This window comes from Parabacteroides chinchillae (assembly GCF_900108035.1).
In the GTDB taxonomy this organism is placed as follows: domain Bacteria; phylum Bacteroidota; class Bacteroidia; order Bacteroidales; family Tannerellaceae; genus Parabacteroides; species Parabacteroides chinchillae.
Genome location: NZ_FNVS01000013.1, coordinates 39,394 through 65,307 on the forward strand (window position 1 = coordinate 39,394; position 25,914 = coordinate 65,307).

17 protein-coding genes are annotated in these 25,914 nt (G+C 40.3%); 11 read left to right on the plus strand and 6 right to left on the minus strand.

Annotation, left to right across the window (positions count from 1 at the left end; all coding sequences use genetic code 11):
- The first annotated feature begins 574 nt into the window (after window positions 1–574).
- Both C4S38_RS11035 and C4S38_RS11040 read left to right on the plus strand, forming a co-directional pair.
- Entirely contained in the window at window positions 575–3,739 is a 3,165-nt protein-coding gene (locus C4S38_RS11035) for a SusC/RagA family TonB-linked outer membrane protein (RefSeq protein WP_103983791.1), read from the plus strand.
- Window positions 3,740–3,754: 15 nt separating this feature from the next.
- Window positions 3,755–5,356 carry a SusD/RagB family nutrient-binding outer membrane lipoprotein gene (locus C4S38_RS11040; protein ID WP_103983792.1) on the plus strand — a complete coding sequence of 534 codons (1,602 nt, stop codon included), beginning with the start codon at window positions 3,755–3,757 and terminating at the stop codon, window positions 5,354–5,356.
- 144 nt (window positions 5,357–5,500) lie between these two features.
- Here C4S38_RS11040 and C4S38_RS11045 read toward each other — a convergent pair whose 3' ends face one another.
- On the minus strand, window positions 5,501–7,354 hold the full coding sequence (locus C4S38_RS11045) for an LTA synthase family protein (RefSeq protein ID WP_103983793.1): 1,854 nt from the start codon (window positions 7,352–7,354) through the stop codon (window positions 5,501–5,503).
- Window positions 7,351–8,964, minus strand: coding sequence for an ABC-F family ATP-binding cassette domain-containing protein (locus C4S38_RS11050; RefSeq protein WP_099464924.1), 1,614 nt, complete (start codon window positions 8,962–8,964; stop codon window positions 7,351–7,353). Before C4S38_RS11050 ends, C4S38_RS11045 begins: the two co-directional genes overlap by 4 nt.
- 586 nt (window positions 8,965–9,550) lie before the next feature.
- Between C4S38_RS11050 and C4S38_RS11055 the strand changes: the two genes are divergently transcribed.
- The 7 genes from C4S38_RS11055 (at window position 9,551) to rodA (ending at window position 18,147) form a co-directional block, all read left to right on the plus strand.
- Window positions 9,551–10,549: a 6-bladed beta-propeller gene (locus C4S38_RS11055; RefSeq protein WP_449406718.1), complete on the plus strand. Its 999-nt coding sequence runs from the start codon at window positions 9,551–9,553 to the stop codon at window positions 10,547–10,549.
- Window positions 10,550–10,791: 242 nt separating this feature from the next.
- Window positions 10,792–12,315 carry a bifunctional phosphoribosylaminoimidazolecarboxamide formyltransferase/IMP cyclohydrolase gene (gene purH, locus C4S38_RS11060; RefSeq protein WP_103983794.1) on the plus strand — a complete coding sequence of 508 codons (1,524 nt, stop codon included), beginning with the start codon at window positions 10,792–10,794 and terminating at the stop codon, window positions 12,313–12,315.
- A gap of 66 nt (window positions 12,316–12,381) precedes the next feature.
- Window positions 12,382–13,401 (plus strand): rod shape-determining protein, encoded by a 1,020-nt coding sequence (locus C4S38_RS11065; protein ID WP_099464927.1) that lies wholly within the window; start codon window positions 12,382–12,384, stop codon window positions 13,399–13,401.
- A gap of 84 nt (window positions 13,402–13,485) precedes the next feature.
- Complete coding sequence (gene mreC, locus C4S38_RS11070) at window positions 13,486–14,340, plus strand: rod shape-determining protein MreC (protein WP_103983795.1); 855 nt, start codon at window positions 13,486–13,488, stop codon at window positions 14,338–14,340.
- A complete protein-coding gene (gene mreD, locus C4S38_RS11075) occupies window positions 14,333–14,848 on the plus strand; it encodes a rod shape-determining protein MreD (RefSeq protein ID WP_099464929.1) in 516 nt (171 codons plus the stop codon). The genes mreC and mreD overlap by 8 nt, the downstream gene beginning before the upstream one ends.
- Entirely contained in the window at window positions 14,838–16,712 is a 1,875-nt protein-coding gene (gene mrdA, locus C4S38_RS11080; RefSeq protein ID WP_103983796.1) for a penicillin-binding protein 2, read from the plus strand. The genes mreD and mrdA overlap by 11 nt, the downstream gene beginning before the upstream one ends.
- Window positions 16,702–18,147: a rod shape-determining protein RodA gene (rodA, locus tag C4S38_RS11085; protein WP_103983797.1), complete on the plus strand. Its 1,446-nt coding sequence runs from the start codon at window positions 16,702–16,704 to the stop codon at window positions 18,145–18,147. Before mrdA ends, rodA begins: the two co-directional genes overlap by 11 nt.
- Window positions 18,148–18,149: 2 nt before the next feature.
- Here rodA and C4S38_RS11090 read toward each other — a convergent pair whose 3' ends face one another.
- From C4S38_RS11090 to spt, 3 genes are all read right to left on the minus strand, one after another.
- Window positions 18,150–18,662, minus strand: a complete 513-nt coding sequence (locus C4S38_RS11090; protein ID WP_099464932.1) for a gliding motility lipoprotein GldH — start codon at window positions 18,660–18,662, stop codon at window positions 18,150–18,152.
- Window positions 18,601–19,971, minus strand: coding sequence for a PSP1 domain-containing protein (locus C4S38_RS11095; protein WP_103983798.1), 1,371 nt, complete (start codon window positions 19,969–19,971; stop codon window positions 18,601–18,603). The genes C4S38_RS11090 and C4S38_RS11095 overlap by 62 nt, the downstream gene beginning before the upstream one ends.
- A gap of 157 nt (window positions 19,972–20,128) precedes the next feature.
- The gene (gene spt, locus C4S38_RS11100) at window positions 20,129–21,316 is read right to left on the minus strand and encodes a serine palmitoyltransferase (RefSeq protein WP_099464934.1); all 1,188 of its coding nucleotides are present in this window, start codon (window positions 21,314–21,316) and stop codon (window positions 20,129–20,131) included.
- A gap of 198 nt (window positions 21,317–21,514) precedes the next feature.
- Here spt and C4S38_RS11105 point away from each other — a divergent pair, with 198 nt between their 5' ends.
- A complete protein-coding gene (locus C4S38_RS11105) occupies window positions 21,515–22,486 on the plus strand; it encodes a diacylglycerol/lipid kinase family protein (RefSeq protein ID WP_099464935.1) in 972 nt (323 codons plus the stop codon).
- 138 nt (window positions 22,487–22,624) lie between these two features.
- On the opposite strand, the gene C4S38_RS11110 is transcribed toward C4S38_RS11105, so the two are convergent.
- Window positions 22,625–23,332 (minus strand): tRNA1(Val) (adenine(37)-N6)-methyltransferase, encoded by a 708-nt coding sequence (locus C4S38_RS11110; RefSeq protein ID WP_103983799.1) that lies wholly within the window; start codon window positions 23,330–23,332, stop codon window positions 22,625–22,627.
- A 100-nt stretch (window positions 23,333–23,432) separates the two neighbouring features.
- On the opposite strand from C4S38_RS11110, the gene lon reads away from it, so the two are divergent.
- Entirely contained in the window at window positions 23,433–25,892 is a 2,460-nt protein-coding gene (gene lon, locus C4S38_RS11115) for an endopeptidase La (RefSeq protein WP_103983800.1), read from the plus strand.
- The last annotated feature ends 22 nt before the right edge of the window (window positions 25,893–25,914 follow it).

Sequence of the window (25,914 nt, forward strand, 5' to 3'; positions counted from 1 at the left end):
AACTTATATATAAAATAGCTATCTGTAATTCTGTTGGAATTAGTTCTATCAGAACTATTTAATTATAGATTCAATCTATATTGTAATGGAGTGATTATGAATTGCAAATAAGAAATAATGGATTGTACTATCAGAACCTAAATATATAATTAGTATCAAATTGGGTTTACCTTTATTTTACGAGGTATATAAATTATGAAAAAAGCACTCACCTGATATTTAAGAACCTTATCTATGATAAAATAAACAAATAATCACGTTCCATAAAAAACTATCAAAATGGAACAAATTATATAAGTTTAATGCTTTAGAAGATGTTGTTTTAACATTTCAAACAGAAAAAAAGCTGTCTTGATTGACATTATGACACACTCAAAGTTAAAAACAAGAAGCAAAACAGGGTATTGAATAATAATTTGTTGTTTTTATTGATGTTTTTTTCTACTTTTGCAGCCGTTTTTAATGCAAATAGGTATTTCGATATAAAATCTTAAAATTTTTACATAGTTCTGATAGAACTAAATTTAAGAAAGATTGTTTTCTATGTATAAGTTTAATAAATAAGAGTGTGTTTATGATGAAAAAGTTGACTTTTGCTTTACTGTGCTTGGTGATGAGCATAGGTATGGCGATGGCTCAGGCGACTAAAGTAACAGGACATGTTACATCTGTCGAAGATGGAGAGCCGGTTATTGGTGCATCGATTATCGTAAAAGGGACTACTATTGGAACCGTAACCGATTTCGATGGTAATTTCTCTTTGGAAGTTCCCGCAAACGGGAAAATATTGGTGGTTTCATATATTGGTATGACTACACAAGAAGTTCCGGTTTCTTCTAATGTAATGGTGAAACTGAAATCAGATACTCAAAATTTGGATGAAGTAGTTGTAACTGCGATGGGTATTTCTCGTGAGAAAAAAGCCTTGGGTTATGCTGTTCAGGACGTAAAGGCTGAAAAACTGACGAAAGGAGCTAATTCTAACCTGGCTGGTGCTTTACAAGGTAAGGTTTCTGGTATGGATATTAAACCTTCTTCCGGTATGCCGGGTGCCTCTTCTCAAATTACAATTCGTGGAGCCCGTTCTTTTACAGGAGATAATACTCCGTTGTACGTTGTCGACGGTATGCCTATCGCTTCTTCTGCAGATATTGATACGGAAGCTAGTGTAACCGGTACCGATATTGCAAACCGTGCAGTAGATATCGACCCGAATGATATTGAGAGCATTAATGTCTTGAAAGGTCAGGCAGCCTCAGCTCTTTATGGTATTCGCGCATCTAATGGTGTTATTGTAATTACTACAAAGAGTGGTAAGGGTATTGAAAAAGGAAAACCTCAGGTTTCATTCAATACAAACGTATCGTTTGATGTTCTCGGACGTAAGCCGCAATTGCAGCAGACATTCGCTCAGGGTACAAATGGCACTTATTCTCCTTATAACTCTGCATCTTGGGGTCCTAAAATTTCAGATCTTGCAAATGATCCTACATATGGAGGTAACGTTGCTAATAAGTATAACGGAGGTGATACGCAGAAGTATGCAGGTAAATATTATGTACCACAGCGTGCAGCTGCAGGAATAGATCCTTGGGCTACTCCTCAGGTTTACGATAATATTGGTGGATTTTTCCAAACAGGTGTTACCTGGAATAATTCTTTGAATGTGGCACAGGCTACAGAGAAAGCGTCTTATGCATTTTCTTTGGGTTCGTCTACTCAGGATGGTATTATTCCTGAAACAGGTATGGATCGTTACAATGCAAAAATAACTTCAGAAATTAAATTGCATGAACAATGGACTACAGGTGTGACTGCGAATTATATTAATTCAAAGATTAAAAAGATGCCGGCTGCTAACGATGCATTACTTGCAACAGTTTATCCTACGCCTGTTAGTTATGATTTGAATGGTATTCCTTCTCATACGTCGCAAAGTATATATGAACAGAATTCATTCCGTAGTACTACGTTTGCTATTGCTCCCTGGTTTGTAAAGAATAATGAGTTTATTGAAAAGACAAATCGTTTCTTTGGTAATAGCTTCCTTAATTTCAAAACGAAATTTGGAACAGACAATCATACGTTGAATGCTAAATATCAGATTGGCGTAGATTCTTATACAACTCATTATCAGGATATCTGGGGCTACGGAAATAAAGGAGCCAATATGAATGGACAGGTTGAAGATTATGGTTGGAGTAATGTCTCTTTCAACTCTTTGTTGACTGTTAATTACGACTGGACTATTTCACCGGAATGGACATTGAATGCTATTTTGGGTAATGAGGTTGTACATAACCAGACAAAAAAATATTATGAATTTGGTTCTTCATTCAATTTTCCGGGATGGAACCATATTGAAAATGCAACGACATTGCAATCTCAGGAACGTCAGCGCAGCAAACGTACAGTTGGTTTCTTCGGTAGTGTTTCTGCTTCATATCGTAATATGTTATACCTGAATGTAACAGGACGTAACGACTATGTGTCTAGTATGCCGCGTAATAACCGTTCATTCTTTTATCCTTCCGTTTCTGCCGGTTTTATCCTGACAGAGTTGGAACCTCTGAAGAATGAAGTTGTAAACTATGCAAAAATCCGTGCTTCATATGCAGAAGTAGGACAGGCAGGCGATTACTATGAAAACTATTATTACACCCCTGTTTATGGTGGCGGTTTCTACCAGATTGATCCTGTTGTTTATCCTATTAACGGTATGGGAGCTTTTGTTCCGTATCCGGTTATTTATGACCCGAATTTGAAACCTCAGAACACCCGTTCATATGAACTTGGTGCAGATTTGAATTTCTTTAATAATCTGGTGACATTGAACTATACATTCTCTCGTCAGAATGTATCAGACCAGATATTCCAGGTTCCATTGGCCGGTTCTACAGGTGCTTCGGATTTGTTGACAAACGGTGGACGTATTCATACAAACGCTCACGAGTTGACTATTAACGTAAACCCGATCCGTACTAAGAATGTAGACTGGAATATTGGAGCCAACTGGACAAAGATCGACAACTATGTTGACGAACTGGCTCCTGGTGTGGAAAGTATTTTCCTTGGTGGTTTCGTAACGCCTCAGGTTCGTGCCGGAATTGGAGATAAGTTCCCTGTTATCTACGGTGTAGGTTATTTAAGAGACGATAAAGGTAATCTGATTGTTGACGAGAATGGTGTTCCTCAGGCAGGAAAAGACCAGGTAATCGGAAGCGTATCCCCTGACTTTATTTTAGGTTTCAATACCGATCTCCGCGTATGGAAGTTTAGCTTGAGTGCCGTATTCGATTGGAAGAAGGGTGGACAGATGTATGGTGGAACCAACGGTTTGCTGGACTACTTCGGTATGAGTAAAGCAACTGAAGGCCGTGATACGGAATCTTTCATCGTAGACGGTGTAAAAGCAGACGGTTCTAAAAATGATATTGAAATTAAAGGAGCTAGTGCATGGCAGAATTATTTCCAGTCAATTAATAATATCGATGAAGCCTCTATTTATAATAGTTCTTTCTTAAAATTACGAGAGATTGCTTTGAGTTATCCTGTATTGGAGAAGAAATGGATGTCTATTACAGTAAACGTATTTGCCCGTAACATTCTGTTGTGGTCTGAGTTCCCGAATTTCGACCCGGAATCGTCTCAGGGTAATAATAACATGACAGGTGCTTTTGAACGTTATTCAATGCCTCAGACTTCAAGTTATGGTTTTGGTATGAATGTTAAATTTTAATTAGGTAAAAGGAAAATGAAAAGAAATAAAATAGCAGAAAGATTATTTGCTTTCGCATTGATAACTTTACCGTTGGTTTCTTGTACTGAAGATACGATGGATAAAATCAATGCAGATAAGAATCATCCGCAGACTGTTTCGTCTAAATTTATTATGACGGATGTAATGACCAGTACTGCTTTGAATGCAGTTGGTGGAGACTTTTCTACGTATGCTTCTATCTACATGGAGCATGAGGTTGGTATAGACAACCAAACGTATAATGCCGAGATCCGTAGTGGCGAACCAAACCTGGCAGCTACTTATAATAATATGTGGGGAGCCGTTTACCAGAATATCCGCGACATTAAAGATGTTATTGCAAAGTGTTCCGAAGGTGGTATTGAAGAGGGCAACGATGTAACTTTAGGTATTGCAAAAGTACTTTATGCTTACAACTATGCTCTTATGACAGACTTGTTTGGCGATATACCATTTAAAGAAGCTTGCGAATATACGGACCAGGGTACGCCGCTGTATATGCAACCGGCAATCGACAAGCAGGAAGAAATATATAAGGAGATCATGCAAAACTTGGATGATGCTTTTGTACTGCTGAACGGAACAGATGCCGCTGCTACAGGATCTATGGGTATGCAGGATTTGATTTACGGTAAAGCTTCCAATGGTAAAATAGATGCTGAAAAGGCATTGTGGCAGAAAGCTGTTTATGGATTGAAAGCCCGTTACACAATGCGCCTTTTATCTAAAAGTGCAAATCCTACACAGACTTTGAATGAGGTATTGGATTATATTTCCAAATCATTTACTTCATCTAGAGAGGAAATGAAATTTGCTGTGTATGATGGCAACAACCAGTTGAATCCTTTGTTCGACTTCATGTATAGCCGTGCAGGTTTAGGTGCCAGCCAGAGTTTGATTAAGAAAATGATGGATCGTAAAGACCCGCGTTTGGCACAATCATTTGCTACAAGCTGGAATTATAATTACGGACAGCCGATGGAACAGGCTACCGATCCTGCCAAGATATTTGCAGCTCCTAATGGTAATCCGGTTCAGGGTACTATGAACTATGACTGTTCATTGGCAGACTGGGCTATTACGGCTCCTACCCAACTGTTGAGCTATCATGAACTTTTATTCATCAAGGCAGAAGCTCTTTGCCGTTTGAAGAAAAATACGGAAGCTGAAGCAGCTTTGAAAGAAGCAATTGCTGTTGGTTTTGCTAATACTGCGATTGCGTTGGAGTCTTCAATCTATGATTGGGGGATCGAAGGTGAAGTTGACCTTTCGGCAGATGTGGCTGATGCTTATTTTGCAGATAACGTAAAACCTTTGTTTGATGCAAACCCATTAAAGGAAACAATGGTTCAGAAGTATTTGGCATTCTTTGGCGCATCCGGTGAAGCTGTAGAGGCGTATAATGATTATCGTAGAATGAAAGCTATGGGCGAAAACTTTGTTGAGTTGGCAAATCCGAACAACCAGACTAAGTTTCCGTTGAGATATACATATGGTAGTTCCGATGTATTGTCTAATTTGAATATAAAGGAAGCCTTTGGCAATGGCCAGTATGTTTATTCTGAACCGGTATGGTGGGCTGGCGGCTCACGTTAATACATCTATATTAAGGCGGACTTGATCCGCCATCTCATGAATACAGATGACATAGACGAGCGTAGATTAACGCAGATTATATATTTTCTTTAAAATAATATCTGCGTTAATCTACGCTCTTTTTGTGTTCAACTTCCTTTTTGTTTATCTGCTTCCCAGATCGTCGTAAAGTGTTTGCAGCAGGGCTTTTCCGTTGTCGGTGCGTTCGCTGCTGTTGTCGGAAGACGATTCCATAAGTATTTTGTTGCTCTCGTTATCGTAGATCGAGTATCCCGTGCGGTTTATGAACCCAAACCCGTTGGTAAAGGTATAGAAGGCATATTCGGGATAACATGGGTCAAAAATGTCTTTGCTGAATGCAAATTCATTGTGTTTTAATCCTAGCTGGTTAAGCAATGTGGCTGCCAGATCGGTTTGGTTGGCATATTTATCTACCACCATAGGTTCTTTTATTGCGCCTCCCAGCCATATCATCGGGATGTGGAAGCGGCGGGGTTCGAAATCTTTTACATCTTCGGGATAGCGGAATCCATGATCTGCAACCAGTACAATTAATGTGTTTTTCCATGCCGGCAACAGCTTCATTTTATCTATAAAGCTGCCCAGGCAGCTATCTGTAAATGCTACGGAGTTAAGATACGGGTGCTTCAGATGGTGGAAAGGGACTTCAAAAGGTTCGTGGCTGCTCAACGTAAGAAAGGTGGTTAGCCAGGGCTTCGTATTGTCTCTTTCTTTGATGTTATTGTATAGCCATGTAAAAGTTATATCGTCGTTGGTTCCCCATTTGCTTAACCGGCTCGATAAGGGGAAGTCGCGGTCTGCCGTGATTTTGCTGTAGCCCGAGCTGAAGAAATAACTTTGCATGTTTGTAAAGTTTATATCTCCGCCATACAACATGTCGGCCGTATATCCTTCTTTATCCAGGCTTTTAGCAATGGAGGGGAGCGTCTGGCTCTTGGCCGGATATTTCATGATCGAGGTGGTGGGCTGCGCCAGGTAGCCGTTCAACACCGAGACGATCCCTCTGTCCGTACGGAATGAATTTGCATAGAGGTTGGTAAACAAAATCCCTTCTTTGCTTAACCGGTCTATGTTGGGAGTTACATCTTTTTCACCCCCGACGGCTCCGATAGCGTTGGCCGAGAAGCTCTCTAAAAGAATAATCAGGATATTGGGGCGGGTAGTGGTTAAAACCTGTTGCTTTTCCGGGCAGATTGAATCGGGAAATTGCTTGTTGCTGCGGGGGGAAGTGAGTTGCTTGAATAACTCTTCCCTGCGCTCTTCGGGCAGGAAGTTAAACTGCGCTGCAAAGTCCTGCTGTTTGGACAAAGAAGCAACCAAACTGAAACAGGGGTTAATGGCGGCATGGTTCAGAAACTGATTCTGGCTGAAATAGACCATTCCGACATTGGCGGTAGATGTTGTGACACCTCCCCGGATAGGGATAAATAAAATGCCACCCAATAGCAAACATGATATTGTCCCGATGATCCGTTTGCGCACCATTGTTTCAGGCGTCCACGAAAGAATACATTTCCTGAAATAGATATATATAATATATGTATAGGCAAAAAACAGGAGGAGCTGGATAATGAACAACCCGACAGGCACACTTGCCATGGCATCCTTGGGCGACTGCAGGTAAAAGAACAAGGTTGCATCCAGACGGAATCCCCAAAAACCGTATAATGCAATATCTATTGAAAAGATGGCAGCCACGAGAGCTGCCATTATAAGAAAGTAGGCGGATAGTAATTTTCGGAGCCATATTCCGTGCAGCCATACCGAACCTGTTGTCAGAAGCAGCGGGATGGCTGTCAGATATCCGGATATGGTGCAGTCTAACTTCAGTCCATGAAAGATTACCTGCAGGTAATCGATTAGCGAACTACTGTTCGCTAATTCATGATGGTGAACCATAAAGAACGGTTTTTGTATCATAAAAACCGGAAGCCAGGCTATGAATATGGCTACGATAAATAATATCCTTCGTTTCATTTATATAACTTTTCCCTTAATTCGGCAACCGCAGGATCGGTAATGTAATCGTCGTAGTCCATCATCCTGTCGATAATTCCGTTCGGGGTTAACTCGATAATACGGTTGGCAACGGTTTGTATAAACTCGTGGTCGTGACTGGAGAACAGGATATTTCCTTTGAATGTTTGCAACGTATTGTTGAATGCCTGTATGGACTCCAGGTCCAGATGGTTTGTCGGGGTGTCCAGAATGATACAGTTGGCGTCTGTCAACATCATTCGCGAAATCATGCAGCGCATCTTTTCACCTCCGGATAGCACACTGACTTTTTTTAGTAATTCTTCGCCGGAGAACAGCATACGTCCCAGAAAACCTTTCAAGAATACATCGTTGGTGTCGGGTGAGAACTGGCTAAGCCAGTCGATCAGATTATAATCGGAATTGAAATACACCGAGTTGTCCAGAGGCAGGTAGGTGGTAGTAATGGTCTGTCCCCATTGATAGGTGCCTGCATCGGCTTTATCTTCCCCGTTGATAATCTGGAAGAGGGCTGTCATGGCACGCGGGTCGCGACTGATGAAGACGACTTTGTCGTCTTTCTCTATGTTGAAATTTAAATCCTTGAATAAGACTTTGCCTTCGATGCTTTTGCTTAATCCTTTTACTTCAAGAATTTGATTGCCCGGCTCGCGATTCGGCGAGAACAGAATACCCGGATAGCGGCGTGAGGATGGTTTGATCTCTTCGATATTCAGTTTCTCAAGCATCTTCTTGCGGCTGGTTGTCTGTTTGGACTTGGCAACGTTGGCACTGAATCGGCGGATAAATTCTTCCAGTTCCTTTTTCTTCTCTTCCGCCTTCTTGTTCTGGTTCTGTTGCTGACGGAGCGCTAACTGGCTCGATTCGTACCAGAAGCTATAGTTGCCGGCAAACATTTGCAGTTTACCAAAGTCGATGTCGACGGTATGCGTACATACCGAGTCCAGAAAGTGGCGGTCGTGACTTACTACCAATACGGTATGTTCAAAATTTGACAGGTAGTTTTCAAGCCAGCTTACGGTTTCCAGGTCGAGGTCGTTGGTAGGCTCATCCAGTAGTAGGTTATCCGGCTGACCGTAAAGTGCACGCGCCAGAAGTACGCGGACCTTTTGCTTACCGCTTAAGTCTTTCATCATGCTATAGTGAAACTCTTCGCTGATGCCTAAGCCGCTCAATAGGCTGGCAGCATCGCTTTCGGCATTCCATCCTTCCATTTCTGCAAACTTTTCTTCCAGTTCCGAAACGCGGATGCCATCGGCATCGCTAAAGTCCGGTTTCTCGTAAAGAGCGTTTTTTTCACTCATTATTTCCCAAAGGGTAGTATGTCCCATTAACACAGTGTCCATTACCGTATATTCGTCAAAAGCGAAGTGATCCTGGCTTAATACGGATAAACGTTCGCCCGGACCCAAGCTAACAGTGCCGCGCGTTGGATCGAGCTGCTTGCTGATAACGCGTAAGAAAGTAGATTTTCCTGCACCGTTTGCTCCGATGATACCGTAGCAGTTGCCCGGTGTAAATTTCATGTTGACATCCTGAAACAGGATGCGTTTTCCAAACTGTACGTCCAGATTGTTTACTGTAATCATATCTTATAATACCTATTAATTTGCTATAGAGGCTGCAAAGGTACGAAAAATATTATGGAGACCTTGCTAAAAATCGTTTCAATGTCAATACCGGAATAAATCATCGGGATGATTTTTTTAAATGTTCCCGATGATTTTGTAAAAAGATCGAGATGAATTAAACGGGAGGGTTGTTGCGATTTCTTTAAATATTCTTTTATTACCAGATGTGGACTTGTTCTTTTTTTATTACTAAATATTCGGAATAGGCTGGTTGATAATGTTTTTTTATTATCTTTGGGGGAAATCAATCAATTTGATATATCCTTTGTTCAGAATAAGAAAGAATTAATGGTCTTATTAAATAAAGCTATTTTGTCAGAAAATTTAAAAGTGTAAAATAAACAGATGGAGATAATGATTATGAAGAACCAAATTCTCTTTTATTTATTCGTTATTGTTCCGTTCTTTTTCTCTTGTAACAACAAGCAAAAAGAACGGTTGACATTGGCAGACTGTCCTGTAATTGCACATAAAACAGACTCTTTAATAACGCTGGATTTTTCATCGGTTAGAGATACGTTTAATGTTCCCTTAAGTCTTTTTTTTGTCCGATTATGAGATAATCCGGTTGGAAAATTCGGAAGAAGCGCTGGTTGGTCATTCCTATGCTTTTGCTGTAAGTGAAAATTACATTGGTCTTTATAACAGTAACCTCAAAGATTACAAACTATTCAATCGGAAAGGCAAATACATTCGCTCTATATCATCAGCTGGTCAAGGACCTGATGAATATTATATAGCAATCTATGACAGTTATATCGATGAAGAAAACGGAAGGGTTTATTTGCTTTCTTATAGGGCAAATAAACTATTGGTTTTTGATTTGGAGGGAAAACCACTACAACACATTCCTTTCCCTTTTCCAGTTCATAAAGGACGTTTCCGAATTAATGCAAAGAAAAAAGAATTGACTATGATGGCCTTGCCTTTTATTGATACACCATTTGTTGTCTGGCGACAGGATTTTGAGGGAAATATCCTCCAAAGTATCGATGCCGGACATTTTGTTATAGATCCGGGGGATTACAGTAATGAGGTAAATGAGTCGCAAAACACAGCTTTATTGGATTTTTCTTTATTCCATTGGATGCCTATTATGGATTCTATCTATCATTATAGTGAACAAAATAATGTTCTGGAACCTGTTTTTACTGTCAAATGGAAAGACGAAAATATATTACGTCATATTTACACAGAATTATCTTCTCATTATTTTACCAGATTAGTTGGTGAAGGAGCGAGTTGGGATGGCAGTGTGCCCCGTTATCCGCTGATTATAGTCGATAAAAACAATTTGCGGGGATGTTATGCCAACCTGAAATTTAATATGCTAGGAAATATTGATGGCCCTTCCTATGTGACTTTTAACAGAGGCTATTGCATTGCCAATATGTTCCCATACGAGCTTAAAGAGCAATTAGAAAAAGCGTTATCAAAATCAGAGAAAATGACACCTGAGATGAAGGATAAATTGATGAAATTAAATAATAGCCTTACCGAAGATGACAATAATGTGCTGTTTATTGGGAAGTTAAAACAATAAGAAAATGTTTATGCAGACAAAAATAACAAAGGCAGATGTGTGTATAGGAATATTAAAAATGTTGATGTTGAACTTTTTAATGAAGATGAGGGGCAGTAGTAGCCGGTGAATAATGAGTCTGATCAAAAGTAGGGTTTTGTTTTTAATTCACACCTTAAATATTATTTTACTCAAATTTCTTTTGCCCCAAATAATTAATGACTAATTTTGTGCTCTAAAACATTAAAGTAAACGAAACAAAGATGGCTGCAACGAAACGAATGAAACGTGCATTGGTCTCAGTATTCCATAAAGAGGGATTGGATGAGATCTTAAAGAAACTCCACAATGAAGGCGTGAGCTTTGTATCTACAGGTGGAACACAAACATTTATTGAGTCTTTAGGTATTCCTTGTGATGCCGTGGAAGATTTGACCGGATATCCTTCGATTTTAGGGGGACGCGTGAAAACACTTCACCCGAAAGTATTTGGTGGGATTTTGAACCGTAGAGATAATGAAGGAGATAAGGCTCAGATTGCAGAATATGAAATACCGGAAATAGATTTGGTCATAGTAGACCTTTATCCGTTTGAAGAAACTGTTGCTTCCGGCGCAGAAGAACAAGCTATCATTGAAAAAATAGATATAGGCGGTATCTCCTTGATACGTGCTGCAGCAAAGAATTTTAAGGATGTGGTAATCGTTGCTTCCAAAGCACAATATCAACCTTTGATGAATTTGTTAAATGAAAAAGGTGCGGAAACAACAATTGAAGACCGCCGCTGGTTTGCTAAAGAAGCATTTGCTGTTTCTTCCGGTTACGATTCTGCTATCTTTAACTACTTTGACGGATGTGATGGCTCTTACTTCCGTGCAGGTGTAGACGAGCCTATGCACTTGCGTTATGGTGAAAATCCTCATCAGGCTGCCAAGTTCTATGGAAAGTTTAACGATATGTTCGAACAGATTCACGGAAAAGAAGTTTCTTATAACAACTTATTAGACATTGATGCAGCGGTTAATTTGATTGATGAGTTCGATGAGTTGACTTTCGCTATACTGAAACATAATAACGCTTGTGGTATCGCTTCGCGTGCAAATGTGACGGATGCCTGGAAAGATGCTTTGGCCGGTGACCCGGTTTCTGCATTTGGTGGTATTTTAATAACCAATACAACAATCAATAAAGAAGCGGCTGAAGAAATTAACAAAATATTCTTCGAAATTATCATTGCTCCGGCTTATGATGCTGATGCTTTGGAAGTTTTGAAACAGAAGAAGAACCGTATCATTCTGATCCGTAAGGAATGTAAAACTTGCCCGGTGCAGTTCCGTTCATTACTGAACGGCGTTTTGATGCAGGAAAAAGATTTGAGTATTCAGGTAGCCGGAGATCTGGAACCGATGACAGATAAAAAACCGACAACGCAGGAAATAGAAGACCTGTTATTTGCCAATAAGCTGGTGAAGAACAGCAAGTCTAATGCAATCACATTGGTGAAGAATAAGCAGCTTTGCGCGAGTGGTATCGGACAAACTTCGCGTGTAGATGCTCTGAAACAAGCTATTGAGAAGGCTAAATCATTTAACTTTGATTTGAACGGTGCTGTGATGGCATCCGACGCTTTCTTCCCGTTCCCTGACTGTGTGGAAATTGCTGATAATGCAGGTATTACTGCTGTAATTCAACCGGGAGGTTCTATTAATGACAAATTATCTGTTGAGTATTGCAATGCACATGGCTTGTCAATGGTTAAAACAGGTATACGTCACTTTAAACATTAACAAATACTAATATGCCAATTATGAAATTTCGAATTGGCATATTGACACATTAACAGAATTATTATAATGGGATTATTCTCTTTCACTCAAGAAATAGCGATAGACCTGGGTACTGCCAATACTATTATTATAAGCAATGGTAAGATTATGGTAGACCAACCGTCTGTGGTAGCTCTTGACCGTCGGACAGATAAGGTATTGGCGGTAGGAGAAAAGGCTCGGCAAATGCACGGAAAGACGCATGAAAATATTCGTACGATTCGTCCGTTACGTGATGGTGTAATTGCCGACTTTTATGCTGCCGAGCAGATGATGCGGGGCATGATAAAAATGATAAACCAGAGAAATCACTGGTTTTCTCCTTCTTTGCGCGTGGTGGTATGTATACCTTCCGGTAGTACTGAAGTGGAAATACGTGCCGTGCGCGACTCTGCCGAGCATGCCGGTGGTCGTGATGTGTATATGATTTACGAACCGATGGCCGCTGCAATTGGTATAGGTATCGATGTGGAAGCTCCGGAAGGAAATATGATTGTAGATATAGGCGGTGGTACGACGGAAATTGCCGTGATTTCTCTGGGTGGAATTGTTTCGAATAAGTCTATCCGCATTGCCGGTGATGATCTGACTGCAGATATTATGGAATATATGCGCCGTCAGCATAATGTTAAGGTGGGCGAACGTACGGCTGAATTGATTAAAATAAATGTCGGTTCGGCGCTTACGTTTCTTGATAACCCGCCTGAAGATTATGTTGTTCATGGCCCTAACCAGATGACGGCTTTGCCAATGGAAGTTCCTGTTTCTTATCAGGAAATAGCTCATTGTTTGGAGAAATCGATCTCTAAGATGGAAGCTGCAATTTTAAGTGCTTTGGAACAAACACCGCCGGAATTATATGCCGATATTGTACGTAATGGTATCTATCTTGCCGGAGGTGGAGCTTTGATGCGTGGTTTGGACAAGCGTTTGACTGATAAGATCAATATTCCGTTCCATATAGCCGAAGACCCGTTGCATGCAGTTGCTAAAGGTACGGGAGTGGCTCTGAAAAATATCGATAAATTTAATTTCCTTATTAGATAATTGACAGTTGACAGCTTACAAATGACAAGTAATTTACTATCTACCTGCCATTTGTAAGCTGTCAACTGTCAACTGTTAAAGACTATGCGTAAACTGCTTGATTTCCTGGTGAGGAAGAGGCATTGGTTTCTGTTTTTGTTGCTCGAAGTACTTTCTTTGATACTCATTTATCATAATAATGCGTATCAACGGAATATCATGTTTAGTTCGGCAAATGTAGTAACAGGACACATTGCTTCTGTTTCCGGCTATGTAACTTCTTATTTGAATCTCCGGGAGATTAATAAGGAGTTGTTGGAACGTAACGGGCAGTTGGAACTTCAAATGTTGGAAATGCAGGATCGTTTGGACATGATGATGGCAGACACAGTTGCCTTCGCTGGCTTTGCGCCTGATTCGACAGAACAGTTTCCATATAGTTGTGTGATGGCAGAGGTTGTAAACAACAGTGTGACGCATTTGTCTAATTATATTACGGTAAATAAAGGGCGTAAGGATGGTATAGACCGGGATATGGGAGTCGTTTCCGAGCGTGGAGTGGTTGGGATTGTATCCGCTGTTTCGGATCATTTTGCAGTGGTGATTCCTTTGTTGAATCCAAAGTTCCGGTTGAGTTGCAAAGTATTGGGAAGCAGCTATTTTGGTTCTTTGAGCTGGAATGGGCGTAACTCCCGCTATGCAAATCTGGACGAATTACCGCGCCATGTGCAGTTTGATAAGGGAGATACAATTGTTACAAGTGGCTATTCGGCCGTATTTCCTGCGGGAATTATTGTAGGTACGGTTTCGGATTTTAAGAAGCAACATGATGATAACTTCTATTCGTTGGAAGTATTATTGGCAACAGATTTCCAGGCATTGAACGATGTCAGGATTATAAAGAACTACCGCCAGGCGGAACAGCTAAGTTTAGAATTAGAGGCGAAAAGAAATGATTAATCTACTGCGAGGCTTATTTTATTTTGTTGTGTTTGTCTTAATTCAGGTATTGGTCTTGAATAACATTCACTTCCTTAGGATTGCAACGCCATTTCTATACCTTTATTTTATTATTAAACTTCCGGTGGGAATGTCTCAAACCAAAGTCGTGTTTTTTTCTTTTTTGGCTGGTCTTGCTATTGATATGTTTTCGAATACCCCGGGAATGCATGCTGCCGCTTGTACATTGGCCGGATTTCTACGCGAGCCTCTGATACGGTTTTATATGGGGAAGGATCTTCCGGAAGGTATATATCCGTCATATAAAACATTTGGATATGGCGGCTTTTTTAGATATGCTGTTACGTTCATAATAATACAGCATGTGGCATTATTTTTATTAGAATCATTGACATTCTTTGATCCGGTGTTTCTTGCCCTTCGTATTTTTGCAAGTGTAGCAATGACAACATTGTTAGTTTGTACGGTAGAAGCATTCAATATAGAGTCTCAGAAAAGTGGAGAGTAATACTAAGTACACACTCGAAAACAGACGTTATGTAATTGGCGGGGCTGTTATTTTATTGGTACTCATCTTTATTGTTCGTCTGTTCTTTTTGCAAATTATAGATAGCGACTATAAAGCATGGGCCGATAGTAATGCGTTCCTGAAGAAAACTCTATACCCTTCCCGCGGAATTATGTACGACCGGAATGGTAAGATGCTGGTGTATAACCAACCGGCTTATGATGTGATGTTTATCATGCGTGAAATACAACCCTTCGATACGTTGGACTTTTGTAATATCTTGGGGATAACCAAGCAGCAGTTTGTCAAGCGTATGGCAGACGTTAAAGACCGTCGGTTGAATCCCGGTTATTCATCGTATGTGCCACAGGTTTTTATGAACCAGTTATCTGCCCGTGAGTGTGGTGTATTACAAGAGAAATTATATAAATTCCCCGGCTTTTATATCCAGAACCGTACAATCCGTGAGTATGAATATCCTTATGCAGCTCATGTGTTGGGTACAATTGGGGAAGTAAACCGCAAGGATATAGAAAATGACGATTATTATGTTCAGGGCGACAACTCCGGCCGCAGTGGTATAGAACAGTCTTATGAAAGCGTTTTGCGTGGTACGAAAGGCGTGGAAATCCTGCTGCGTGATGCGCATGGCCGCATCAAGGGCCGTTATGAAGAGGGTAAATTTGACGTGGCTCCGGTCTCGGGTAAGAATCTGACCTTATCTATCGATATGGAATTACAGGAGCTTGGGGAGAGGTTAATGCAAAATAAAAGGGGAAGCATAGTGATGATTGAACCGGAGACGGGTGAGATATTATGTATGGTTTCAACTCCGTCTTATGATCCGGGAATGTTATCCGGCCGCCAAAGGGGTAAAAATCATAAATTGCTGGAAAGGAATCCCGACAAACCATTGCTTAATAGAGCTATCATGGGGCTTTATCCTCCAGGATCGACCTTTAAACCTACTCAGGCTCTGACCTTTCTGCAGGAAGGAGTCATTACAAAAGAAACGCAATACACATGTGCCCATGGTTATACGTTTAGAGGTGGAAAACCAGCTTGTCACGGGCATGCTTCACCACTGAATCTTACATATGCCCTGGCTACTTCCTGTAATTCGTATTTTTGTTGGGGATTACATGATATGATAGACAGCCGTAAACGGTATTCTACAGTTCAAGAAGCTTTTGAAGTATGGAAAAACTACCTTATTTCTATGGGATACGGTTATAAATTAGGAGTTGATTTGCCGGGAGAGAAAAGAGGGTTTGTTCCTAATAGTAAATATTACGATAAATATTATCGTGGACGTTGGAATTCCAGTACGATTATTTCGATTGCAATAGGCCAGGGAGAAATACTTGCTACTCCATTACAGATTTGTAATTTGGCTGCTACTATAGCAAACAGAGGTCATTTTATTACTCCTCATGTGGTGAAGGAAATACAAGACACTCCGCTGGATACGCTTTATACCAATAAGCGTTATACAATGATAGAGCGTAAGAATTATGAAATTGTGGCCGAAGGTATGCGCAATGCCGTACTAGGTGGAACTTGTACGCGTGCTGCTATTCCGGGCATAGAAGTCTGTGGAAAAACCGGTACGGCGGAAAATCCTCATGGAAAAGACCATTCGGCGTTTATCGGTTTTGCTCCTTATCAGAATCCTAAAGTTGCCATTTGTGTATATGTTGAAAACGGAGGGTTTGGTGCAACTTATGGAGTTCCTATAGGAAAATTGATGATGGAGAAGTACCTGACCGGAACTATTTCGGAAGCGGATAAACTGCTGGAAGAAACAATGGCCAATGCAGTAGTGTCACCTAATATTTTATCATTACCGGATCGTGAGTTATAGAAAAACAGAAATATGGAAGTCGGTTGATTGGTTTACTATTATACTTTATGTTGTAATGGTAATAGCCGGTTGGTTTAGTATTTGTGGTGCCAGTTATGAGTTTGATAATGTGGGGCTGTTTGATCCGTCAGGTCGTCCTGGTTCGCAGTTAATTTGGATTGGTCTGTCGGCTGTGATCATTTTTGTAATACTCATGTTGGATAGCAACTTTTTCGATATTTTTGCCAATCTGATTTATATAGCTGTAATTCTTTTGTTGATAGCTACTATCTTCCTTGCTCCTAATATAAAAGGATCGCATTCGTGGCTTGTTTTGGGGCCGGTTCGTTTGCAGCCTGCCGAGTTTGCAAAGTTTGCTACGGCTTTGGTTGTCGCCAAACTGATGAATACGTATGCCTTTAAGCTTACTACACCTAAGAATTTCATGATAACATTGTTGCTGATTTTCTTACCGATGGTTTGTATTCTGCTACAAAAGGAAACTGGTTCTGCTTTGGTTTACCTGGCATTTTTTCTGATGCTTTATCGGGAAGGAATGTCTGGCTATATACTTTTGGCGGGAGTTTGTGCTGTAGTTTTCTTTGTTGCCGGGATGAAATATTCAGAAGTAATTACAGGGATTACTCCTGTTGGCGAGCTATTGGTTTCATGCATGATTTTAGTTATAACGATGCTTTTGATCCAAATTGAACGGAAGGATGGCAAAGCCATATTTTGTATATTGGCAGGCACGGCATGTGCTTATTTGGTAGGATATATAGTATCTATATTTACTCCGGTTAATTTTGCTTTTATAGCCGAAGGGCTTGTGTTATTATCGGTGTTGTATTTGATATATTTGTCGATAAGGAATTGGGTCTGGCATTATGTCTTGATAGCTCTTTTTGCATTAGGGTCTTTAGCTTTCCTGTTTTCAGTGAGCTATGTGTTCGATAATATATTGGAACCGCATCAACAGGTTCGTATTAAAGTATCTTTGGGATTGGAGGATGATCCTAGTGGTGCAGGTTATAATGTGAATCAATCAAAGATTGCAATTGGTTCGGGTGGCTTTTCCGGCAAAGGATTTTTGAACGGAACACAGACGAAATTGAAATATGTCCCCGAACAAGATACTGACTTTATTTTTTGTACTGTAGGAGAGGAGCAGGGTTTTCTGGGTTCTGCTGCCGTACTTATTTTGTTTGGAATATTTATTTTACGCCTTATCGTATTGGCCGAAAGACAGGGTAATACATTCGGACGCGTTTATGGATATAGTGTTGCATCCATCTTTTTCTTCCATCTAGCGATAAATGTGGGAATGGTTACAGGACTGACTCCTGTAATTGGTATTCCGTTGCCATTCTTCAGCTATGGAGGATCTTCTTTGTGGGGTTTCACTATCCTGTTGTTTATATTTCTTCGGTTAGATGCTTCCCGTAAAGAACATTGATCTTATTCGGCTTTTTTTACCCTCATACCGATCTCCTGAATACCCGGCAATGCTTCATTCCTCATACCTTGCCTGAAGCTAAAGGTATACTGTCCTTCATAAGGGAATAGATAGTTCGTACGAATAGGAAAACTAGACTGGAAAAGGGAAATGCCATGTCCATACCATTTGCCGTATTCGTCAGCAAGCGTGCACTCTATTGTATCTCTTTTCAATGGGCCAACGGGCAATTCTTCATTACAAAATAACCATAAGTTTTGATAGGGATAAAGGTTATTATTTCGTATTTCCAGTGTAAGGTTATATGGAGTGGATATATCTGTTACATGGAAAGTAAAATAATATTCTTTGTTCTTTTCCCACGATGTATTATCAATGGCCTGGTATTGGTCGTACAAGGCCTGATTCTCGCAGGAGAAGAACAATAGAGATACAAAGGCAGCAATGCAGCTTTTAAGCTTCTGGCTTGTTTTCCGGTTGGTTAGCCGGTTTAACAGGTTGCTGGGGCTTGTCATTGTTATTCTGCTTATCGTTGTTGTTTATTTTCGGTTTTTGCTTCGGACGGTTGTTCCGGTTACCATTATTTGCATAACGGTTATTGTTTCTATTACCACTTTCTCTGTTTCCATTGCTGTTGGTATTACCCGTGTTTTCTGGATTGTTTGAGGTAATATTTGTATTGGTACTATTTCGGGTATTTTCATTTGTACCATTCTTATTATTGTCTCCGTTACTACGTTTCTTTTTCTTTTTCTTTACAGAATCGAAACGTGTTACGCTATCCTGCCCTAAGATATCTTGAGCATCTCTCTTGGGGGGCTGAGGTTTTGTGTCGGCTTCCAGAGAAATAGGTTTATTACCTTTCTTATTCATGTTGATGACATCAAAAGCACGTTTGGCTGGTATGGTTATCAGATTGGCGGCAAATGATTTGTCGGTAGAATAAGTAATCTCTTGTTTGAAGATATCTGTTTTGAAATGATAATATGAATTATCTTTAGTTTCCAGAACAATTTCCCGGGATGGCAAACGTTTTTGTGCTTCTACGTATGCATCTACCTCGTAGTTGATACAACATTTCAACTTGGCGCATTGTCCTGCCAGCTTCTGGGGGTTCATCGAAATATCCTGATAGCGGGCTGCCCCAGTGGCTACCGATACGAAACTTGTCATCCAGCTTGAACAACAAAGTTCGCGTCCGCAAGGGCCAATTCCGCCGATACGTCCGGCTTCTTGACGGGCTCCGATTTGTTTCATTTCAATACGGACACGAAATGCTTCCGCAAGTACTTTAATAAGTTGCCGGAAGTCTACACGTTCATCGGCGATATAATAGAATATAGCTTTGTTTCCATCTCCTTGGTATTCCACGTCTCCGATTTTCATGTTTAGGCCTAATTCGGTCGCAATCTGACGTGACCGGATCATCGTTGCATGTTCTTTAGCCTTTGCTTCTTCGTATTTCTCGATATCGTTGGGTTTTGCTTTTCGGTAGACTTTTTTAGGTTCGTTTCCTTCTCCGGTACGTACATTGTTTTTTTTCATTTGCAGAAGAACCAGTTTTCCGGTTAGGGTTACAATTCCGATATCATGACCCGGACTTGCTTCTACTGCAACAATGTCTCCTTTCTCCAGAGGTATTTTCGAACTGTTAAGATAATACCCTTTGCGGGTATTTTTAAATTGTACCTCTACGTAATCGGTTGCATTTTCTGCATCCGGAACATCGCAAAGCCAATCGTATGTATTGAGTTTTGTATTTTGTACTTTGCTGCATCCTTTTTTTCCCATGCAGCAACTTCCTGTATTTAGTTTGAAATCCATTTTCTAGGTTGTATAATATGTATATATTTAATGTACAATACGCAAAAATAGTGATTTATTCTAACACTTCCGCATGTGCCGATAAAAATATGTAAGAAAGCCCGGTAGCAACTGTTTACTACCGGGCTTTCTGTTTATATTCTGTCAGACTTGCTGATTATTTTACTAAACCGTGGCTTTTAAATACCTTATGAATAGCTTCCAAGGCATAATCCAATTGTTCTTTCGTATGAGTTGCCATCAAAGAGAAACGGATTAGCGTGTCTTCTGATGCTACAGCCGGAGCTACTACTGGGTTTACGAATATGCCTGCTTCGAATAATTCTTTTACGATAAGGAATGTAAGATCGTTATCACGGATGAACAACGGTATAATAGGAGTGGAAGTATGGCCTATCTCACAACCCATATTACGGAAACCGTCTAGTGCATAATGTGTCAGATCCCATAAGTGCTGTATACGCTCAGGTTCGCTCAACATAATATCCAGAGCTGCATTGGCAGCAGCGGTTGCAGCCGGGGTATTACTTGCACTGAAGATATATGAGCGGGAATGGTGGCGTAAATAGTTGATTACTGATTCGTCAGCTGCGATAAATCCACCGATAGAAGCGAAAGATTTGCTGAATGTTCCCATAATCAGGTCAACATCATTTGTTACGCCGAAATGGTTACAGGTTCCGCGTCCTTGATTGCCGAATACACCTATACCGTGTGCTTCGTCTACCATTACGCTAGCATTATATTTCTTAGCCAACGCAACTATTTCCGGTAATTTGGCAACATCGCCCTCCATACTGAATACGCCATCTATAACGATCAGTTTTACTTTGTCCGGTTCGCATTTTTGGAGTTGTTTCTCCAGCGAATCCATGTCGTTGTGTTTGTATTTTAATTTGGTGGAGAAAGAAAGGCGATGGCCTTCTATAATAGATGCATGGTCTAATTCATCCCAAATAATGTAATCTTCACGTCCTGTTACACAGGAAACCACGCCTAAATTAACTTGAAAGCCTGTAGAATATACGATGGCATCTTCCTTACCAACAAACTCTGCTAATCTTTTTTCCAATTGGATATGTAAGTCCAACGTTCCATTCAGGAATCGTGAACCAGCACAACCTGTACCATATTTTTTAATGGCTTCAATAGCTGCCTCTTTTACTTTAGGATGGTTTGTTAATCCCAAGTACGCATTTGAACCAAACATCAGAACTTTTTTACCACTGATCATCACTTCTGTGTCCTGATCACTTTCAATCATTCTGAAATAAGGATAAATCCCTGCTGCCATAGCTCTTTGAGGAGCATCGTACTTTGCTAATTTCTCTTGTAAAAGTTTCATATGTGTTATTAAGAGAATGATTTCTCGCTATTTGTTTATTCCGTATGAAAGAATTCCGATTTGCCGGTATATCAGCATCTCTGTTTCGACAAATCCAGCCGCAAAAGTAGTAAAAAAATAACTTATAGTAGTCCAAATGCTTTAAAAGTTTTATAAAAGCATTATTTTTGTCTTCTCAAAGTTAAAGATAAATTCAAAATGAACGGATGTGATATAAAGGTACAAGCTATTATTAATCCTATATCCGGGGTTGGCTCAAAGCGTAAGATTCCTAAGATGATAGAAGAAATGTGCCTTCGGAGTCATTGTTCGTTAAATATAACTTTTACCGAATACGCAGGTCATGCCAGTGAGCTTACAAAGCAGGCAATAAAGGATGGCGTACATTATATAATAGCTGTGGGGGGCGACGGAACGGTGAATGAGATAGCACGTGCCATGATCCATTCGGATGCAGTGCTGGGTATTGTCCCGAAAGGTTCGGGTAATGGTTTGGCCCGTGAGTTGCATATCCCTATGGAAATCCGTAGGGCTGTAGACTTGATCAGTAAAGGCCATGTTACTACCATTGACTGTTGCAGGGCTAACGGACGTGTATTTTTCTGTACTTGCGGCGTTGGGTTCGATGCTGCCGTAAGCCAGAAATTTGCAAATGAAAAACGTCGTGGTTCTCTTACATATATAAAAAATACGGTTGAAGAATACTTAAGTTATAAGCCGGAACCTTACGAGTTACAGGTGGATAACCAGACAATAAAGGAAAAAGCCTTTCTGGTAGCTTGTGCTAATGCTTCTCAATATGGTAATAATGCTTTTATAGCTCCTCATGCAAATATACAGGACGGTCAGATGGATGTTACTATTCTTTCTCCGTTTACCCCACTTGATATTGCACCTCTTGCAATACAATTGTTTACAAAACAGATAGATCGTAATAGTAAGATCAAGACAATGAAGGCGCATCAGGTTACTATTATTCGTCAGAAACCGGGAGTCATGCACCTGGATGGCGAACCTATTATGGCCGAAAGCCGTATAGATATAACACTGGAACCAAGAGCATTGAAGGTGCTTACACCCGAGGTCGTTTCTTTCTCGGAAGAGGTACATTATTTATTTGATGAAGTGACCCGTTTTTTTGATAAAAGACTTCCCTATATCTTTAAATAAAAGTAGCACGTGTTGCCGGTGTTTTTTTGTTTTCATGCCGATGAAACTTTTGTTTTGTGCTGATGAAACTTTTTTTTCATACGGATAAAACTTTTCCCCCGGGCTTTTGATTTTTTATTGGAATACTGAACTTTTTGTTTATTTCAGATAATAGTCTCTGGTTAATGCTTTGAACTCAGGAGTATATTGATGGCGGGCTTTTTCGATTGTGAGTTCATTTTCAATTTTTAATGACTGGGCAGGCGATAATTCTATCAGTATTCTTTTGGGCTCGGCTCCGGGTACAGGAATGACGTTTGTGATGCGGATGGCAAAAAGCTTGTTCTCTTCTGCGATTTTCATCAGTTCTTCTTTCTTGTCAAAAGGTAGTATTAATGCGATTCTTCCGTTTGATGTTACGATTTGCAGGCAACCGGTTATCAAGTCGAAAAGCTGAAGGCTTTCTGTATGTCGTGCAGTAGTTCGTTTATGATCCGGACATTTTAAGGAATCTGTAAAATAAGGCGGATTGGATACAATAAGGTCGTATCTTTTATCGGTTTGTTTTATGTACTCTTCAAAAGAGGTATGATAAATATTGATTTGTCCGGCGAAAATAGAAGCCTGTATGTTCTCTTTTGCCTGAAGGCATGCATCTGCGTCTATATCTATTGCATCTGCCTGAGCTGTGCTACGCTGTGCCAGCATTAGTGCAATGAGTCCTGTTCCGGTACCAACATCCAATATGTTTTTGCAAAGATATGTGTTAGCCCAGGCTCCCAAAAGAACCCCGTCGGTACCTACCTTCATAGCACATTTGTCATGCCATACGGTAAATTTTTTAAATTGAAAATAAGGATTTGCCATATCATTTTATTATTGCTGATGCAAAAGTAGTCAGATTCGGACTAAAATCTGTAACTTTGGCACGTTTATTGTATTAACATATACAATGATTAATGTATATATGAAAGGAAAAAAGAGAGTATTTAGCCCGGAATCATACGATGATATGGATGACAATATAGGGATTGTTATGCCAATTCTTACAGAATGCGATGTGGATGAAGATTTTACTGAAGGAGTAGATAAAGTAGGGGATGTAGTCCCTATTCTTCCGCTTCGTAATATGGTGCTATTCCCGGGAGTAGCTATGCCTGTTGTTGTGGGGCGTCCCAAATCGATGCGATTAATAAAGGAAGCACTGCATAAGAAGAGTTTGATTGGTGTGGTTTGCCAAAAAGACATGGCAACCGAAGAACCGGGATTCGATGATTTGTATACAACGGGTGTGATTGCTGATGTTGTCCGCGTATTGGAAATGCCGGACGGAACAACTACGGTTATTTTGCAAGGTAAGAAGCGTTTTGAACTGAATAGTTTAGTTGAAACGGAACCGTATCTCACCGGACAGATTAAAATTCTGGAAGATACTGTGCCAGATAAGAGCGACCGCGAGTTTGAAGCTCTTATTTCCACTATAAAGGATTTGACAATAAAGATGTTGGGGGCAGTAGCCGATCCTCCGCGTGATCTTATCTTTTCTATAAAGAACAATCAGAACATACTGTATCTGGTAAATTTCTCGTGTAGCAATATTCCAAGTGGTGCATCCGAAAAACAGCAACTTCTTTTGATCGGAGACTTGAAAGATCGTGCTTACCGTTTGCTTTTTATCTTGAATCGCGAGTATCAGTTGGTGGAGCTGAAAGCTTCCATCCAGATGAAGACACACGAAGATATAAACCAGCAACAGAAAGAATATTTCCTCCAACAGCAGATTAAGACGATACAGGAAGAGTTGGGCGGGAATATCAATGAGCTGGAGATAAAGGAATTGCGTGAGAAAGCTTTTAAAAAGAAATGGCCGGTTGCAGTTGCCGAAATATTTGAAAAAGAATTGCGTAAACTGGAACGTCTGCATCCTCAATCTCCTGATTTTTCTATCCAGACGCAATATGTGCAGACAATTGTAAATCTGCCATGGAACCAGTATAGTAAAGATAACTTTAATCTGTCTCACGCGCAGAAGGTTCTGGATAGAGATCATTACGGATTGGAAAAGGTAAAAGAACGTATTATTGAACATCTTGCAGTCCTGAAACTGAAAGGTGATATGAAGTCGCCGATTATTTGTCTTTACGGACCTCCGGGAGTAGGTAAAACATCTCTAGGAAAGTCTATTGCCGAGGCTTTGAATCGTAAGTATGTCCGTGTTTCTCTGGGTGGCCTTCATGATGAGGCAGAAATACGTGGTCATAGACGTACATATATCGGTGCTATGTGCGGACGTATTATTCAGAATTTACAGAAGGCGGGAACGTCTAACCCGGTATTCATTCTGGATGAAATCGATAAGGTGACGAATGATTTTAAAGGTGATCCCGCTGCAGCATTATTGGAAGTGCTGGACCCTGAGCAGAATAATGCCTTCCATGACAATTACCTGGATATAGACTATGATCTGAGCAAAGTAATGTTTGTTGCTACCGCAAATAACCTGAATACGATTTCGCAACCCTTATTAGACCGTATGGAACTTATTGAAGTGAGCGGTTATATTATGGAAGAAAAGGTTGAAATTGCAGCAAGACATCTTGTTCCGAAGCAATTGGGCATTCATGGTTTAGAAAAAGGGAAAGTGAAGTTTCAGAAAAAGACTTTGCAGGCAATCGTTGAATCGTATACGCGTGAGAGCGGAGTCAGGGAATTGGATAAAAAGATAGCAAAGGTAATGCGTAAACTGGCTCGTAAAGTTGCATCGGACGAACCAATACCTTCTGTTATTAAGCCGGAAGACTTGCATGAGTATCTGGGAGCAGTAGAATATACACGGGATAAATACCAGGGTAACGAATATGCAGGTGTAGTAACCGGTCTTGCATGGACTGCTGTTGGTGGAGAAATATTGTTTGTAGAATCCAGCTTGAGTAAAGGAAAAGGTTCGAAACTGACTTTGACCGGTAACTTAGGCGATGTGATGAAGGAATCTGCCATGCTGGCTCTTGAATATATCCATGCCCATGCGTCTTTGTTTAATATAAATGAAGAATTATTTGAAAACTGGAATGTGCATGTGCATGTACCTGAAGGTGCTATTCCTAAAGATGGTCCGAGTGCAGGTGTTACGATGGTAACTTCTTTAGTGTCTGCCTTTACACAGCGTAAAGTGAAAAGTAATCTGGCGATGACAGGCGAGATAACACTTCGTGGAAAAGTACTTCCTGTTGGCGGCATCAAGGAAAAAATTCTGGCGGCAAAACGTGCCGGTATTAAGGAATTGATTCTATGCAGGGAAAACCAGAAAGACATTGATGAGATTAAACCTGAATATCTGAAAGGGTTAACATTCCATTATGTAGATGATATACAACAAGTGGTGGATTTGGCTTTGCTCAATGAGAAGGTTAGTAATCCGCTATTTTAGAAAATAGAAAAGGGTTGTCCAC

What these genes read in the sequence shown, in the direction of transcription:
- C4S38_RS11035 (WP_103983791.1), top strand. Translation starts at nt 575, where the DNA reads ATGATGAAAAAGTTGACTTTTGCTTTACTGTGCTTGGTGATGAGCATA.
- C4S38_RS11040 (WP_103983792.1), top strand. Translation starts at nt 3,755, where the DNA reads ATGAAAAGAAATAAAATAGCAGAAAGATTATTTGCTTTCGCATTGATA.
- C4S38_RS11045 (WP_103983793.1), bottom strand. Translation starts at nt 7,354, where the DNA reads ATGAAACGAAGGATATTATTTATCGTAGCCATATTCATAGCCTGGCTT.
- C4S38_RS11050 (WP_099464924.1), bottom strand. Translation starts at nt 8,964, where the DNA reads ATGATTACAGTAAACAATCTGGACGTACAGTTTGGAAAACGCATCCTG.
- purH (WP_103983794.1), top strand. Translation starts at nt 10,792, where the DNA reads ATGGCTGCAACGAAACGAATGAAACGTGCATTGGTCTCAGTATTCCAT.
- C4S38_RS11065 (WP_099464927.1), top strand. Translation starts at nt 12,382, where the DNA reads ATGGGATTATTCTCTTTCACTCAAGAAATAGCGATAGACCTGGGTACT.
- mreC (WP_103983795.1), top strand. Translation starts at nt 13,486, where the DNA reads ATGCGTAAACTGCTTGATTTCCTGGTGAGGAAGAGGCATTGGTTTCTG.
- mreD (WP_099464929.1), top strand. Translation starts at nt 14,333, where the DNA reads ATGATTAATCTACTGCGAGGCTTATTTTATTTTGTTGTGTTTGTCTTA.
- C4S38_RS11090 (WP_099464932.1), bottom strand. Translation starts at nt 18,662, where the DNA reads ATGACAAGCCCCAGCAACCTGTTAAACCGGCTAACCAACCGGAAAACA.
- C4S38_RS11095 (WP_103983798.1), bottom strand. Translation starts at nt 19,971, where the DNA reads ATGGATTTCAAACTAAATACAGGAAGTTGCTGCATGGGAAAAAAAGGA.
- spt (WP_099464934.1), bottom strand. Translation starts at nt 21,316, where the DNA reads ATGAAACTTTTACAAGAGAAATTAGCAAAGTACGATGCTCCTCAAAGA.
- C4S38_RS11105 (WP_099464935.1), top strand. Translation starts at nt 21,515, where the DNA reads ATGAACGGATGTGATATAAAGGTACAAGCTATTATTAATCCTATATCC.
- C4S38_RS11110 (WP_103983799.1), bottom strand. Translation starts at nt 23,332, where the DNA reads ATGGCAAATCCTTATTTTCAATTTAAAAAATTTACCGTATGGCATGAC.
- lon (WP_103983800.1), top strand. Translation starts at nt 23,433, where the DNA reads ATGAAAGGAAAAAAGAGAGTATTTAGCCCGGAATCATACGATGATATG.